The organism is Hymenobacter koreensis, from assembly GCF_039541855.1.
GTDB lineage: Bacteria > Bacteroidota > Bacteroidia > Cytophagales > Hymenobacteraceae > Solirubrum > Solirubrum koreensis.
This window is the reverse complement of sequence record NZ_BAABHA010000015.1, coordinates 166,762-181,734: the sequence shown is the minus strand read 5'-3', so window position 1 is coordinate 181,734 and position 14,973 is coordinate 166,762. Positions and strand designations below refer to the sequence as shown.

At 59.9% G+C, this 14,973-nt stretch carries 12 protein-coding genes; 5 read left to right on the top strand and 7 right to left on the bottom strand.

What is annotated here, in order from left to right; translation table 11 throughout:
* Window positions 1–16: 16 nt before the first annotated feature.
* The gene (locus ABD903_RS19570) at window positions 17–307 is read left to right on the top strand and encodes a hypothetical protein (protein WP_345226999.1); all 291 of its coding nucleotides are present in this window, start codon (window positions 17–19) and stop codon (window positions 305–307) included.
* The gene (locus ABD903_RS19565) at window positions 304–693 is read left to right on the top strand and encodes a VOC family protein (protein ID WP_345226998.1); all 390 of its coding nucleotides are present in this window, start codon (window positions 304–306) and stop codon (window positions 691–693) included. Before ABD903_RS19570 ends, ABD903_RS19565 begins: the two co-directional genes overlap by 4 nt.
* A gap of 159 nt (window positions 694–852) precedes the next feature.
* On the opposite strand, the gene ABD903_RS19560 is transcribed toward ABD903_RS19565, so the two are convergent.
* Window positions 853–1,152 carry a hypothetical protein gene (locus ABD903_RS19560; RefSeq protein WP_345226997.1) on the bottom strand — a complete coding sequence of 100 codons (300 nt, stop codon included), beginning with the start codon at window positions 1,150–1,152 and terminating at the stop codon, window positions 853–855.
* Window positions 1,153–1,449: 297 nt separating this feature from the next.
* Complete coding sequence (aspA, locus tag ABD903_RS19555; RefSeq protein ID WP_345226996.1) at window positions 1,450–2,856, bottom strand: aspartate ammonia-lyase; 1,407 nt, start codon at window positions 2,854–2,856, stop codon at window positions 1,450–1,452.
* A gap of 365 nt (window positions 2,857–3,221) precedes the next feature.
* On the opposite strand from aspA, the gene ABD903_RS19550 reads away from it, so the two are divergent.
* Window positions 3,222–3,704 carry a VapA/VapB family virulence-associated protein gene (locus ABD903_RS19550; protein WP_345226995.1) on the top strand — a complete coding sequence of 161 codons (483 nt, stop codon included), beginning with the start codon at window positions 3,222–3,224 and terminating at the stop codon, window positions 3,702–3,704.
* Window positions 3,705–3,799: 95 nt separating this feature from the next.
* Here ABD903_RS19550 and ABD903_RS19545 read toward each other — a convergent pair whose 3' ends face one another.
* The 3 genes from ABD903_RS19545 to ABD903_RS19535 all read right to left on the bottom strand — a co-directional run bounded on the left by ABD903_RS19545 (window position 3,800) and on the right by ABD903_RS19535 (window position 6,108).
* Window positions 3,800–4,087 carry a hypothetical protein gene (locus ABD903_RS19545; protein WP_345226994.1) on the bottom strand — a complete coding sequence of 96 codons (288 nt, stop codon included), beginning with the start codon at window positions 4,085–4,087 and terminating at the stop codon, window positions 3,800–3,802.
* Between the two features lie 241 nt (window positions 4,088–4,328).
* Window positions 4,329–4,574, bottom strand: coding sequence for a hypothetical protein (locus tag ABD903_RS19540; RefSeq protein ID WP_345226993.1), 246 nt, complete (start codon window positions 4,572–4,574; stop codon window positions 4,329–4,331).
* A 97-nt stretch (window positions 4,575–4,671) separates the two neighbouring features.
* Entirely contained in the window at window positions 4,672–6,108 is a 1,437-nt protein-coding gene (locus ABD903_RS19535; RefSeq protein ID WP_345226992.1) for a S8 family peptidase, read from the bottom strand.
* An 810-nt stretch (window positions 6,109–6,918) separates the two neighbouring features.
* Between ABD903_RS19535 and ABD903_RS19530 the strand changes: the two genes are divergently transcribed.
* On the top strand, window positions 6,919–8,652 hold the full coding sequence (locus ABD903_RS19530; RefSeq protein ID WP_345226991.1) for a serine hydrolase domain-containing protein: 1,734 nt from the start codon (window positions 6,919–6,921) through the stop codon (window positions 8,650–8,652).
* A 145-nt stretch (window positions 8,653–8,797) separates the two neighbouring features.
* Window positions 8,798–10,426, top strand: coding sequence for a hypothetical protein (locus ABD903_RS19525; RefSeq protein WP_345226990.1), 1,629 nt, complete (start codon window positions 8,798–8,800; stop codon window positions 10,424–10,426).
* Between the two features lie 61 nt (window positions 10,427–10,487).
* On the opposite strand, the gene ABD903_RS19520 is transcribed toward ABD903_RS19525, so the two are convergent.
* Both ABD903_RS19520 and ABD903_RS19515 read right to left on the bottom strand, forming a co-directional pair.
* Entirely contained in the window at window positions 10,488–12,614 is a 2,127-nt protein-coding gene (locus tag ABD903_RS19520) for a M13 family metallopeptidase (RefSeq protein ID WP_345226989.1), read from the bottom strand.
* Between the two features lie 93 nt (window positions 12,615–12,707).
* Entirely contained in the window at window positions 12,708–14,840 is a 2,133-nt protein-coding gene (locus ABD903_RS19515) for a M13 family metallopeptidase (protein ID WP_345226988.1), read from the bottom strand.
* Window positions 14,841–14,973: the final 133 nt, after the last annotated feature.

The following is a 14,973-nucleotide window of genomic DNA, read 5'->3' as shown; positions in this document are numbered from 1 at the left end:
TCTTTCAGTAGCCCGCATGCACGACGCCGTTCTTCAACTCGCCCGCCAGGCTCACGCCCTTACCGAAGCAGCCGCGCTGTCGGCTCCCGATGCCGTACAACGCAAGCAGTTCATCCTCGCCGATTTGTCGCTGCACCTGGTGCAAGCCGCCTTGCGCCAGCCCCAACCCGACTCCGATGAGCTCCGGCGCTACCTGTTCTCCATTCTCACCCTCTCCGACGGATTTGTAGCCGACCTCGACCTGAAAGTCATGGCCGATGCGCTCCTGCCCGCTTCGCCCGCTGCTTCGCAACCCGCTACCACATGAGTCAGCGCATTGCTCAGTTTACCCTGTTGGTTGCCGACTACGACGCGGCCATTGCCTTTTATACCCACAAGCTGGGCTTCACCCTGCTCGAGGATACTCCGCTAAGCCCTACCAAACGCTGGGTACTGGTGGCTCCGTCGGGCGGTACCGGTAGTGCACTGCTGCTGGCCCTGGCCGACAACGACGCCCAGCACCGTTGCATCGGTAACCAGGCCGGCGGCCGGGTGCTGCTGTTTCTGTATACCAACGACTTCTGGCGCGACTACCAGCGGATGCTGGCTCGGCACGTAGAATTCAAGGAAAAGCCACGGGAAGAAGCATATGGCACCGTGGCTGTGTTCTCCGACCTTTACGGCAATTTGTGGGACTTGCTGGAGCCGAAATAGTAATGTTTGCTTGCTCGGCACAGGGTGCAGCATGCAGAATGCTTTTCCTCTGCCAATCTTGCTGCTCTAGCACTGTGGTTTAAACGCAAATCGGGCGCGCATTCACGTTGGAATGCGCGCCCGAATTGCGTTTACCAGGTGGCCGGAGCCACGCTTGACTTACTTGTTGCGGATGGGGCGGTCTACTTTGATTACCCCTTTACGCGGTGTAGAGCGGTGCAAGGCTTTGATGTGACGGCGAGTTTTGCGGCGGGCTCCCCAGCGCTTGATGGATGCGATAGGTCCGCGCTTGCGGCGGCTGTTTCCGCGGTAACGCTTGTAGCGCGGGCGCGGCTCGGGCATGCCAACGGCTGCTTCGGTGGAAGCAGGTCCGGCCGCCACCGAGGGAGCAGCCATAATCATTTCAGGGTCTACCAGCACCAGCAAAGCGCAAAGCAGCAAGAGTAGAAATTTTGCCATGTGAATGTGAAATAAAAAGGGTTCGAATCAAATCAACGCCAGAAGCACCTGTGTATAGTACAACGACTACCCTTGCTTCTGATGAAATATAGGCGGTTTATCTGAGAAATGTCTGAAAATCTAAATTTTTTAAAAATATAATATTGCAAGCACAGCCAAATATGCCATTTAGGCTATTCAATACATTGCAGGGCCTGTGCCGTTCCGCTTTTGCCCCAATGCCCCAACCGCAGCAGGCCGGCAACCGCACTGGAATAAGTGCGGTTGCCGGCCTGCTGCGGTTGGCTCGTAAAGCCCTTACTGAATGAAGTGCGGCCGAATCAGGTTTTCAAACGTGAAAACTTCTTCCCATTTGGCCTGCGTAAGCAAGCGACGCTCTACCACCGCTATGTCATAAACCGATTTGCCGGTTCGCAGGGCTTCTTTGGCAATTTCGGCGGTGGCTTCATAGCCCAGAATGGGGTTCAGCTGGGTTACGATGCCCACGCTGTTGCGCACCAGCTGCTCGGCACGCTCGGCGTTGGCGGTAATGCCCACCACGCACTTGTCGCAAAGGGTGTGGCAGGCGCGCGTGAGGTAGGAAATGGAGGTAAAGAGGGCGAAGGAAATAACCGGCTCCATCACGTTCAGCTGCAATTGCCCGGCCTCGGCGGCCATGGTCACGGTGAGGTCGGCACCGATGACGTAGAAGGCCGTTTGGTTGACTACTTCCGGCACTACGGGATTTACTTTGCCCGGCATGATGCTGGACCCGGGCTGCAGCGGCGGCAGGTTTATCTCGAAGAAGCCCGCCCGCGGCCCCGACGAGAGCAGGCGCAGGTCGTTACAGATTTTGGAAAGCTTCACGGCCGTGCGCTTCAGCACCCCCGAGAGTTGCACGTAGGCGCCGGTGTCGTAAGTGGCCTCAATCAAGTCGCCGGCCAGCACCAGGTCCAGGCCGGTAATGGTGCGCAGGTGTTCGGTTACTAACTCCGCATAGCCCGTGGGCGCGTTTACGCGGGTGCCAATGGCGGTGGCGCCCATGTTAATTTCCCGAATGAGGGTGCGGCTGTCGTCGATGCGCAGCAGCTCCTCGCGCAGGTTGGTGGCAAAGGCGTGAAACTCGTCGCCCATGCTCATGGGCACGGCGTCCTGGAGCTGGGTACGGCCCATTTTCAGCACGTTCCGAAACTCTTCGCCTTTCTGGGCAAAAGCATCGGCCAGCAGTTCCAAGGCTTTGCGGTACCCCACCAGCTTTTTGTTGAGCGCAATGCGGAACGCCGTGGGGTAGGCATCGTTGGTCGACTGCGAGCAGTTGACGTGGTTGTTGGGGTGGCAGAAATCGTAGTCGCCTTTACGCTTGCCCATGAGCTCCAGGGCCACGTTGGCAATAACCTCGTTGGCGTTCATGTTCACCGAGGTGCCGGCCCCGCCCTGAATCATGTCGGTGGGAAAGTGCGTGTTCAGCGTACCCGCCGCTACCCGGTCGCAAGCTCGCGCAATGTAATCGGCTAATGCGGGGTCGAGTACGCCCAGGTCTCGGTTGGCCAGCGCCGCGGCTTTTTTCACGTGGGCCAGGGCCTCTACAAACAGCGGCTCGGCGTGCAGCGGAATTCCGGTGATGTTGAAATTTTCCAGGGCCCGCAGGGTCTGAATACCGTAGTAAACATCATCGGGGATGGCGCGTTCACCAAGAAAGTCATGCTCAAGCCGGGTCGATTGCATAGGGTTGCGGTGGAGGTTGTGCTCTTTCTACGCAAAGTAGCGGGTGGGGGCGAGAAGCTGATTGGGCCAGGCAGAAAGGCGATTGTACGCTACTGCCTGGAAGGAGAACAACTGATATCCCGGCACCACGAATAACAGGTATAGTGGCCTAAAATAAATAGGCGTTCCAATGTCACAACTCCGCCCCATGTCGAGCCTTTCACCAGCCTTACTGCTCTCACCAGCTATGCTTTAAACCGAATAAAAAGGAATAGTACATATTTTAATCATAATTATTTAAGTCACACTTGCAAGACGCACTTCCTGGCATCGTTTTCAGGGAATGCCGAAGTTTGAGCACCCATACAAGTGTACCTTTTACCCTCATGAGTACCAACCCCTATATTGCCAGTGGTCTTTCAGCCAAGCGTTACCACATGGCAGAAGATTTCCGCGCGGCAATGCGCGGGGTTTTATCCGACGAGCAGATAGATGCCGCCGTGCATACTATGCTTACTACTACTACCACCTACCCGGCCAAAGGCAATGTGGTGAGCATGGCCTTTTATCTGCAGTTTCAGGTGAGTGTATTGGCTGGGCAGACCTTCGAAGGCAAAGGCGGCGGCATATCTCCGCCCGGTGCCAGCGCCTTGTACGGAGAAATTTTCACCAACGACCTAGAGCTACTCTACCGCCATACCGCCGGCATGCAGTTTCACGTTGCCTCTTCGTACGCAACCGTTAATTTCTTCGACCGCCACAGCAACCTGCTGGGCAGCTTTTGCTCCAGCTCCGTTTCCATGGTTCAGGGTACGGGCGGCGGTTACGGGAAGTGGAAACAACCCGGCAGCAGCACCCGGTTCAGCTAAGCCTGACCGTACCCACAAGCCCAACGCCACACGGCCGCCCGTTTCAGCTGAAACGGGCGGCCGTGTGGCGTTGGGCAAAACCTGCGTGAAACTTATTAGTTGCGCACGGGCGGCTCTACCGTAATTACTCCTCGGCGGCGCGGCGCGGCTTGGGTTTTCTGCTTGGCTTGGCGCTTGGCCGCTGCCCTCCGGAATATGTTGCGGCGGTACTTGCGGCGGCTGTTGCCGCGGTATTTTTTGTAGCGCGGCCGCGGTATACCGACAGTGCTTTCGAGGGCGAGTTCGGTGCTGGTGGCCGCGCTGCTGGCCGGAGCAGCCAGTGCCGCTGCGGGGTCCAGGAACGCCAGCGCTGCTAACAGCAGCAAGAGGAGTAGTTTGGGCATGAGCAGAAAAGGTTAGTGAATAGCAGGGAATGACCTGGCCAGTAACGCGTAACCACCACGGTGGCGTTGCGCCAACGGTGTGTACGAAACCGGCGGCAAACAGTCTGATAGCATAAATAGTGCCTTAATGGAATTTTGGTTTTTTTCGGCCCTGCTGCTACACGCAGCAGGCCCTTTCCCGCAGCTATTCCAGCACCGCGAAAAAGGGCCTGCGAATTAACGTGGCCTCGAAAAGTCATTATTAACCGTCAAGCGCCTTTACTTCCAGGTCGGCTTCAATGCTGGCCACGGCCGGGTTATTTTCCAGGGATTGTAGCTGCTGCCGGGTAAGCAGGCCCTTGTAAATGCCATCTAACCCTTGAATGGGTTGCAGCAGGTTGGTTAGGGCCGCATCCTGCAGCGGATGGGCAGTGGTTACCACCACGGGCACCGGCTGGGTGGGGTTGGCGGCGCATTGGCGCTTCACCTCTTCGCTTATTACAGCCATTTTAGTTGGGAACGAGGGTAAAAAACCAAGCAGGCAGTTGGGAGGCGGCTCCCAACTGCCGGTTTTTGGTGAGGTATAAATAAACGCGGCCGTGGCCTTACATGGTGGCAGCGTCGCAGTTTAACAGACCGGCTCCGTAGGTGGTGTCGTTACCAGGGAAACCCAGGTCGGAGGCGGTGGTTACCAGGCGCCGGGTAATTTGGGCGGGCGTCCAGGTGGGGTAGCGCATACGCACCAGCGCCGCGGCACCGGCTACGTGCGGGCACGCCATGCTGGTGCCCGACATGCTGCGGTAGCCGTTGCTGAGGTGGGTGGAATTCACCGATACCCCCGGCGCCGAAATGGTGACTTGGTTGCCGGTTCCCCCGCGGGAGGAGAACGGCGCAATTACCCGGTGCTGATCGACGGCGCCCACCGCAATTACGCCGGGACTGTTGGCTGGCGCGCCTACCGTGCCCGCCGGCCCGTTGTTGCCGGCGGCAGCTACCACCACGCAGCCCATGGCCAGCAGTTGCTGCACCGCAATGGTGTAGGCCACCACCGGACCCGAGTTCGAGCCCAAGCTCATGGACACTACCTGCATGCCGTTTTGCCGAGCCCAGGCCATGCCGGCCAAAATCCAGCTGAGCTGGCCGCTGCCCGCGTCGTTAAGCACCTTAACGGCGTACACGTTGCACTGTGGAGCCACGCCCACCACGCCCAGGAAATTATTACGGGCCCCAATAATGCCCGCGCAGTGGGTACCGTGGCCGTGGCCGTCGTGGTAGCTGGTTACGCCGGGCACGAACGATGCCCCGCCCGAAATAATAAGATCGGGGTGGCTGGCAATGCCGGTATCGAGCACGGCTACCTTAATGCCGCGGCCGCGGGTGCGTGGCCAAGCCTGCGGCGCTTTTACCATAGCAATGTTCCAGGGAATGGGCTGCTGAAAAATAGGCGGGGTGAGGGGAGGCAGGATGGGGCGCACCGGGATGATAGGCCGAACGGGCACGGGCGAGGGCACCGGGCCGGCCGCAGCGGGGGCTACCCCAAAAATGGCGTTCAGCTGGCCCAGCATCCGGGAATAGGTATCGGTTAAAGCTTGCTGATAACCGGCCTGAAAACCCTGATCGGGTGCATTGGTAACGGGCTGGGGCGTGGGGCCGTCTAGGCCCAGCTGGCCGTCGTAAACGTTGCTGTCGTTTAGGTCGTAGTACTGCGTGCCTCCGTTCGAGGCGGGTGCCGAGGGTACGCTTAGCAGGTCTTCCACGCCCAGCGCATGTACTTCCAGGTCTTCCTCCACAGCCAGCACTTGGTCGTCGCGGCGGAGGTTTTTGGCTTCGGTTTCCGATAACACCACCGACGAGGAGCCCAGCCCGTCGAAGTGCAGCACATCTTTTGCCGTTAACGGTTTGTCTGATTCCAGCAGACTTACTCCATCCTTAATAGTACCGGGCTGCACGTGCAAAATCTGCTCGGCACGGGCGAAATCCGCGTTTTGGTCGACATAGGTAACGATGTACCGCTTGCGCGACGTGTTGTTAGTTGTTTCCATACAAGTAAATAGATTGGATTGGGAAAGGAAAGAAGTACCCCCGAAGGCTGTGCCGGAGGAGTGCACACGTATTGCTGGTTTACCGCCGGCCCCCGGTTGAGTAATTCTTCCGCGCCGGCTGCTACAGCGACCCAATTATAGAAGCAACCCAACCCATAGTCAATATAAATATATTCAGTTTATGTAATGCTTTGAAAAATTTAATGTTGACCACACCACCGATGACAACCTATTATAAGTCAAGCCTAATTGTATTAAAAACCACAAATCAAGCTAGCCCTCAAATCAACAGAGCCGAGCTGCACTTTTAATGGATAGCATCACAATTCTAATTCACGCTCCATTCTCCTACTGCGGGTTTGCTTAGGACCGGCCTTGCGTTTAATCGAGGGAGCGTAATCGAGGTTCCGCGGTCGGGGAACAGCATTATCGGCCGTCCTGCGCATTGGTCTTGCAAAGCGGACTCCTTAGAATTGGCAGTTGTATGCGCCGATGCTTTCTACCACGCAAGCGGCATGGCGGAGCAACATATTATCATGCGCCTCAAGCGTGAATAACAAGCCCCCCAATGGGCCCCCGCTTCCAACTGGTGCAGCCAAGCAAATGAGATGAGTACGATACTGAGGCGAAAGGCTATAACCTTAACTGTACCAGCCACCTGCGGACCGTTATTTTCTTTTTTTTATCTAATATCTTTCCGGTTTTTGCCTACGCTATTCTCTGAAATATCTAATAAACTTGTAGTAGCAGTCAAAGTACTGTGGCGGCCTCGCAGGGCTGGTTTAGCGTGTCTTTTGTCTGGTTGGATTCGTGAAGAAAATATTGGCCCTGTTTCTGGGGCTGCTAGCCGTTCCGGCACTTGCCCAAACAGGTGTTTCCGTACCAGAGCTTGAGCGCTGCGACGCCATGGTGACGAAGTTTATGCAGCGCTGGAAGATTCCCGGCGCCACGGTAGCCATTAGCCGAGACGGCCGCTTGGTGTACTCGCGCGGCTTTGGCTACGCCGACCTCGCCCGCACCGTGCCCATGCAGCCGCACCACCAAATGCGGGTAGCCAGCGTGTCGAAGCCGGTAACGGCCGTGGCCATTATGAAGCTGGCCGAAGAAGGCCGCCTGGCCCTCGACCACAAAGTATTCGGCCCCGCGGGCTACCTGCCCGACGCCTACTACACCGAAGTAATTACCGACGCCCGCATCTACGACATAACCGTGCAGCAGCTGTTGGAACACGCCGGCGGCTGGAACCGCAACGCCGGCGTCGACGGCTTCTCCAGCTCCGACCCCATTGAGTTTCCGCTGCACGTAGCCGAAACCCTGCACGTACCCAATCCCGTGGGCGACTCCACGCTGGTGCGCTTCCTGCTGGGCAAAGGCCTCGACTTTACGCCCGGCAGCCGCTTCGCGTATTCTAACATCGGCTACCTGGTGCTGGGCAAAGTGCTGGAACGCGTTACCGGGCAGCGGTACGAAGCCTGGGTTCAGCAAAACATCCTGGCTCCCAGTGGCGTGCGCGAAGCACATCTTGGAAGAAACCTGCGGGCCGATAAGCTCACCTACGAGGCCGAGTACTTCAGCAGCGAGGAAACGGCTTCGTGCTACGGCACCGGCCAGAAAGTGCCTTACCCGTACGGTGGCCGTAACCTGGAAGCCATGAATGCGCACGGCGGCTGGGTTTTCTCGGCCCGCGACTTAGTTCGCTTGCTGTTGGCCGTCGACGGCGCCTCTACCCGCCCCGATATACTCATGCCCGCTACGGTGGCCGATATGCTGCAGCCCTCCGAGCAAAACCGCCGCTACGCCAAAGGCTGGATGGTAACCAAAGGCCGGGTACGCTGGCACACCGGCTCCCTCGATGGCACCGCCACTTGCGTAGCCACGAACTCAGAAGGCTATACCTGGGCCATTCTGTTGAACGGCCACCCCGAGCCAAACCGTTTCTGGAACGACCTCGAAGATCTGGGTTGGGACTGCATCAACAGTTCCAACGACTGGCCCACCCTCGACCTACTGCCGCCCACCGAACAAGCTACCAAGCCTAGCGCCACCACTACCACCGCTGGCACAGCCCGCCTTAGCTGGGCAAACGGCGACGGTACGCACCGCTTGGTGCTACTGCGCGAAGGCAAGCCCGTGGATGCCCTGCCACAGGAAGGCGTGGCTTACGCAGCCAGTAGCACGTTCGGGTACGGCACGGCCTTAACCAACGGCACCTTTGCCATTGCTGCCGGAACCGATAGCACCGTGAACGTTCAGCAGCTCACGCCCGGCAAAACCTATTACGCCCGCATCATCGAGTACAACCAAAGTGCGGATACCAACGAGCAACCGGTGTACGCCCTGGAAGGCAGCCCTACGTTGCAGTTCCGCGTGCCGGTGCCGCCGGCCGTATTGGCGCAGGCCAAAGCTGTACCGGCTAAACCTGCTACCGGCAAGCACCGCCGCGGAAAGATCCGAACGCAGCCCACGCAAGTGGCCGAAAAGCCCACCCGCACTGTGCCCGGCTACCTCAGCTGGCTGTTAGGTTGGGGTCGCGCTCAGCCGTAGGACGCCCCCGGAGCCAGAAGGCTCCGATTGGCGGGCAGGAAGCAGGTGGAAATACTGCGGGCCAGCGTTTACGCGTTCTGGCTGAGCCGGAAGACGCACCGGCATTTGTTTCTACCTTCAGGCCCTTCTGTGCTATCTTCTTCCTATGCGCTACCGCTACGCTGCTGCCTTTTTTCTCTGGGGCCTGCTGGTCGGATGCACCCGCGACGCCTCCCGCACCGAACCCGCCGCGGCGGGGGCGCCCCAGGCAGCGCGGGCGTATGCGGCCGCTCCCACCAAGCCGGCGGAGGCCGCCCCGGCGGTAGTTCCGCCAGTCTCGAAAACCGCCCGGGCCAAACAGCGCTATGCCTCACGGGCGGCCCGGCACTGGGCAACGGCTGAACGAAAAGAGCGTTTGCCCACCCCAGCCGGTGCCTTGCCCAACGCCCTGCCCGAGTCCCCCGCCACTGCGGCCGGTCGATTTGCCGAATACGAAAAGCCGGCCGAGCGTTTTTGGGTGCAGCCCGGCCGCGACACAGTGCTGCGCTGCGCCGAGGGCACGGCGATACTGCTCCCAGCGGGCAGCTTGGTTCCGCTCGACTCGGCGGCGATGCGCGGCCCCATTGAGCTGCAGGTGCAGGAGTTCTATCAAATAGCCGATATTCTGCTGGCCAACTTAACGACCACCTCGGGGCCCAACTTGCTCGAGACGGGTGGCATGCTGCACCTGCGGGCCCAAACAGCCGACGGACGCGCCTGCGGCGTGCGCTCCGGCACCGAAATTCTGATTCAGATGCCGGCGGCGGCACCCAGGCCCGGTATGCAGCTTTACAGCGGCGTGACCACCGCACACGGGCTCGACTGGCAGCGCCCCCGCCCTGCGCGTAAGCGCACCGACTTTATTGAGCATGACCCGTATTCTGCTGAGAAGAGCGGTGCCCTGACCCGGCGGTTCCGCAGGGCTATTCCGTATTCCAGCGCCACGCGCAAACGACTGAAAGACAACCAAACCTTTTCTGATAAGCGCAGCCTGCGCCACGCCAGAGTAAACATGAGCGGGCCTCTGCTGAAATACGCTCGGGTTTACCTCGCCATCGATGCTGTGGGCAAGGTGCAGCGGGTACGGGTGCAAATGCAGGGGGCCAACGACCCTGAGCTGACCAAATCAATTGAGCAAGCTGCTATGCAGCTTCCTGCGTTCCGGCCGGCGGTTCTCCAGGGCCCGGTTCGGCGAAGCAGCCAGCCAGCGCCCTACGTGGCTCCGCGCCGGCTGCGCTTTAAGCCCCGTACCCGCCTACCGGCACTGCCCGTTGAGGGCAGGGTAGTTCTTGAGGTGGGTTTTGCTCGCAACGGCCGGCTGTACGCGAGGGAGGGATTTTCCTCCCTGGGAAAAGAGCCCACAGTCAGTGGTGTAGACTCGCTGGGAAGTTATGTTTTTAGTGCCGCCAACTTGGGCTGGATCAACTGCGACCGGCTGTTCCCAAACAACGCGCAACCGATGCTCTTCGCCGTAACTACCGAGCCCGGAAACCATACAAGAGCGTACTTGGTGTTTCACCGCTTCAAAGCAGTATTGCCCGGACAAGCAACTGCAACTGGTTATGTATTTCCCCAAGTGCCTGCCCAAGAGCGGGTAACCGTAGTGGCCCTGAAACAAGCCCAGGGACAAACCCACTTGGCGCTGCACACCACCACGCTGGGCGCCGCCGCCGTAGCGCCGCTGTTGTACCTCAAGCCCGTAAGCTCCGCCGAGCTTCGCGCGGCGTTGGCAGCATTGGAAAACCCCGCTCCGTAACCAAACACCAAAGCCGGTCTGCAAGGTGCAAACCGGCTTTGGGGCATGGGCAACGATGAACTTACCAGATACGGGCACGCTCGTTTTGCTTGCGCACCATCTTGCCTTGCTCTTTGCAGCCGAAGGCGTCGAAGAACTCAGGCATGTTCATCAGCGGGCCGTTCGTACGGAACTGCGCGGGGCTGTGCGGGTCGGTAAGCACTTGCTGGCGCAGGTACTCGGGGCGGGCATTCGTGCGCCATACCTGCGCCCAGGCGAGGAAGAAGCGCTGCTCGGGTGAGAAGCCGTCGTACTGCGGACGCGGGTTGCTGCCGTACTGCTTCTGCAGCTGCTTTTGCAGCGCCGAGTAAGCCAGGGCCAGGCCACCGAAGTCAGCGAGGTTTTCGCCCATGGTGAGCTTACCGTTCACGAAAACCGAATCGAGCGGCTGGAAGGCCGAGTACTGCGCGCCCACCATGTCGGCGCGCTTCGTGAATTCGGCGGCATCTTCCTTGGTCCACCAGTCGCGCAGGTTGCCCTCGGCGTCGGATTGGCGGCCGCGGTCGTCGAAACCGTGGGTGATTTCGTGGCCGATTACCGCGCCCATGCCGCCGTAGTTCACGGCGTCGTCGGCGTTGGGGTCGAAGAAGGGCGGCTGCATGATGCCGGCCGGGAACACAATCTCGTTGAGCGAAGAGTTGTAGTAGGCGTTAACCGTGGGCGGCGTCATGCCCCACACCGACCGGTCAATGGGCTTGCCGTAGCGGCTTACGTTGTCCTTAAACTCCCACTCGCGGGCGGCCAGCATGTTCTTCAGGTACGACTCGCGCGAAATGTTCAGAGCCGAATAGTCCTTCCACTTATCCGGGTAGCCGATTTTCACCGTGAAGGCATTTAGCTTCTTCATGGCCTCCGTCTTGGTGGCTGGGCTCATCCATTCCAAGTTCTGGATATGTTCGCCCATGGCCTCCTTGATGTTTTGCACCATCTCCATGGCCTTCTGCTTGGTTTCGGGCTTGAAGGCCTTGTCCACGTAGAGTTGGCCGAAGGCTTCGCCCAACGAGCCATCGGTAGCCCGGAGCATACGCTTCCAGCGTGGCTGCTGCTGCTTGGCGCCCGTCAGCACTTGCTGGAACCGGAACGACTCGTCGACAAACGCCTTGGGCAGCGCCGACGCCACCGAATTCACCAAGTGGGCGCGCAGGTAGGTTTTCCAGTCGGAAAGCGGCTCCTGCTTGAGGGCGGCGCTGGCTTCTTTCAGAAACTCCGGCTGGCCCACAATAACTTCCTTGGCCGAGCCCAGGCCCATAGCGGGCAGCATGGTGGTCAGGCCCAGGTTCGGGAACTGCGCGTTAGCCTCGGCCACCGTCATCTTGTTGTAGTTGGCGTACGGGTCGCGCAGGGCCACGCGGTCCTTGCTGGCTTTGGCTAGGCGCGTTTCAATGCGCAGCACCGTAGCTGCGTTTTTAGCCGCCGTCGCTTCCTTGTCGCCCAACATCTTAAACATGTTGGTCAGGTAGGTAGTGTAGGCCGAGCGGATGGTTTTCGAGCGGGCGTCGTCCTTCAGGTAGTAGTCGCGGTCGGGCAGGGTGAGGCCGCCTTGGCTGAGGTACAGGGCGTACTCGGTGCTCTTTTTGCGGTCCTGGTTCACGCCCAATCCGAATACGGAGCGGGTTTGCATGCGCTGGGCGCGCACCAATTCGCTCTGCAAGCCCTTCAGGTCTTTCACGGCGTTTATGCGGGCCAGCTCGGGCTGCAGGTACTTCAGGCCGGCTTTTTCAATGGCCATCGAGTCCATAGCCGTGGCGTAAAAGTCGCCCACCTTTTGCAGGTTCGAGCCTTTTTGGGCCGAGGTATTGGCGGCCGACGTTTCCAGAATCTGGCGCATCACGGCCTCGTTCTGGTTGATCAGGCCGTTCCAGGAGCTCCAGCGCGACTCGGCGGCCGGCACGGGGTTGTTCTTCAGCCAGGTACCGGAGGCGTACTGGAAGAAGTCGTCGCAGGGCGACACCGACTTGTCAACGTTGTTAGGATCCAGACCTACGCCCGGCAAAATCGGGCCGGCCGATGCGGTAGCCGTGGTCGTTGTTTCGGTGGTGGACGCCGCGGTGGTAGCCGGCGCGGTGGCTGGCGTGCTGGAAGCGCAGCCGCCCAAAGCCAGGCCGGCAGCCGTGCCTAGGGTCAGCAAAAAGAAACGGTGGGAAAGCATAGAGTAATGGGAAAAGTGAAGGGGTGTGAAGTAAAAACTATTCGCGTTAACGCAAGTTCCCCACCTCGACCGAGGTGGGGAACTTGCGTTGAGTTACCAAATAACGGCGCGCTCGGCGTCGGGGCGCACCATTTTCTGGCCGGGCTGGCAGCCGAAAGCCTGATAGAACTGCGGCATGTTCATGAGCGGCCCCAGCGTACGGTACTGGTCGGGGGAGTGCGGATCGGTGAGGATCTGCTGGCGCAGGGCCTCGGGCCGAATGTTAGAGCGGCGCAGCTGGGCCCACGAGAGGAAAAAGCGCTGCTCGGGCGTGAGGCCGTCGATTTTGGGCCGTGGGGCGTCGCCGTACTTTTCCTGTAGGCGCTTTTGCAGGGCGCCGTAGGTCACCGTCAGGCCGGCAAAGTCGGCCAGGTTTTCACCCATGGTCAGCTTGCCGTTCACGTACACCGAGTCGAGCGGCTGGAAGGCTGAATACTGATTGCCAACCACGGCGGCGCGGCGCGTAAACTCCTCGCCGTCGGCCTTGGTCCACCAGTCGCGCAGGTTGCCCTCCGAGTCGTACTGGCGGCCCTGGTCGTCGAAACCGTGGGTGATTTCGTGGCCGATTACGCCGCCGATAGCGCCATAGTTCACCGCGTCGTCGGCTTCGGGGTCGAAGAACGGCGGCTGCAGGTACCCGGCCGGAAACACGATTTCGTTCATTGGCGGGTTGTAGTACGCGTTAATGGTGGAGGGCGTCATGCCCCACTCATTGCGGTCAATAGGCCCGCCGAACTTCTTCACGTTCTGGCGGTAATTCCACTGTCGCACGGCCAGCAGGTTTTTCAGGTACGACTCGCGCGAGATGCTCAGCGTGGAGTAGTCCTTCCACTGGTCGGGGTAGCCAATTTTCACGCGCAAGGCGTTCAGCTTTTTTAAGGCTTCCTGCTTGGTTGCGTCGCTCATCCAGGTGTTGCTCTGAATGTGCGAGGCCATCGACGCTTTGATGTCGTTGACCATCGTCAGGGCCTTCTGCTTGGCTTCGGGCGAAAAAGCTTTGTCGACGTAGAGCTGGCCGAAGGCTTCTCCAAGGGCGCCGTCGGTGGCAGCCAACATGCGTTTCCAGCGCACCGGCTGCTGCTTGGCCCCGCTCATTACCTGCTGAAAGCGGAAGGCTTCGTCGCTGAAAGCTTTGGGCAAGGCCGAGGGCAGGGAGCTAACCAGCTGCCACGCCATGTAGGTTTTGAGGTCGGCCAGCGGCTCGGTTTTCATCACCGCGCTCAGCTCCTTGAAGAAGTCGGGCTGACCTACAATTACCTCTTTGGCGGCGCCGAGGCCATTCTGAGCCAGCATGGCGGGCAGGCCCAGGTTCGGGAACTGCGCGTTGGCTTCGGCCACCGTCATCTTGTTGTAGCTGGCCTGCGGGTTGCGCAGGGCCACGCGGTCTTTGGAAGCCTGCGCCAAACGGGTTTCCACGCGCACCACGGCGGCCGCCTTCTTGCTGGCCGTGGCGTCGTCGTCGCCCAGCAGCTTGAAGGTATTCGTCATGTAATTGGTGTAGGCCGAGCGAATGGCCTTGGAGCGGGCGTCGTCCTTCAGGTAGTAGTCGCGGTCGGGCATTCCCAAACCGCCCTGCGACAGATTCACGGCGTACACCGTGCTCTGTTTGCGGTCGGGGCCCACGCCGGCGCGGAAGAAGGCGCCCGTGCCCAGGGTGAGCTGCCGCGCTGCTTCGGTTTGCAGGCTTTTCAGGTCCTTCACGGCGTTAATGCGCGCCAGCTCGGGCTTCAGGTATTTCAGGCCGGCTGTTTCCAGCGCGGTGGAGTCCATGCCGGAGGCGTAAAAGTCCCCCACCTTTTGCTGGTTCGAGCCCTTGGGCGCCGACGTACGAGCGGATTCCTCCAGAATCTGGCGCAGCAGGGTTTGGGTACGGTCGCCGAGCAAGTTGCGCGGGCCCCACCGCGTGGTGTACGAGGGCACCGGGTTGTTCTTGAGCCAGTTTCCGCCCGAGAAGCGAAAGAAGTCGTCGCAGGGCGAAACGCTGCGGTCCATGTCGGCCACGTTAATGCTGCGGCCTTCGCTGGTAGCCGGAATGCCGGCCAGGAAGTCGTTAGGCGCGGGAGTAGCGGCCGGAGCGGGCGTGGCCGCAGCAGTGGTGGGGGCGGGCTTGCTGGAAGCACAACCGGCCAAAGCCAGGGCGCTGGCCAGCACCAAGGCGCTTGGTATAGGGTAACGGGGGGTTTGCATGGAGCGGTGCGAAAAGGACAAACAGGGGAAAGACTCGCTCAGGCAAGTTAAGCTGCGTGGGGAGTTTTGCGTTGGAAAAGGTTTTTGCGGCGCTACTCCTGCCATTTAGCGCTGCAAATGGCTGATTGTTTGC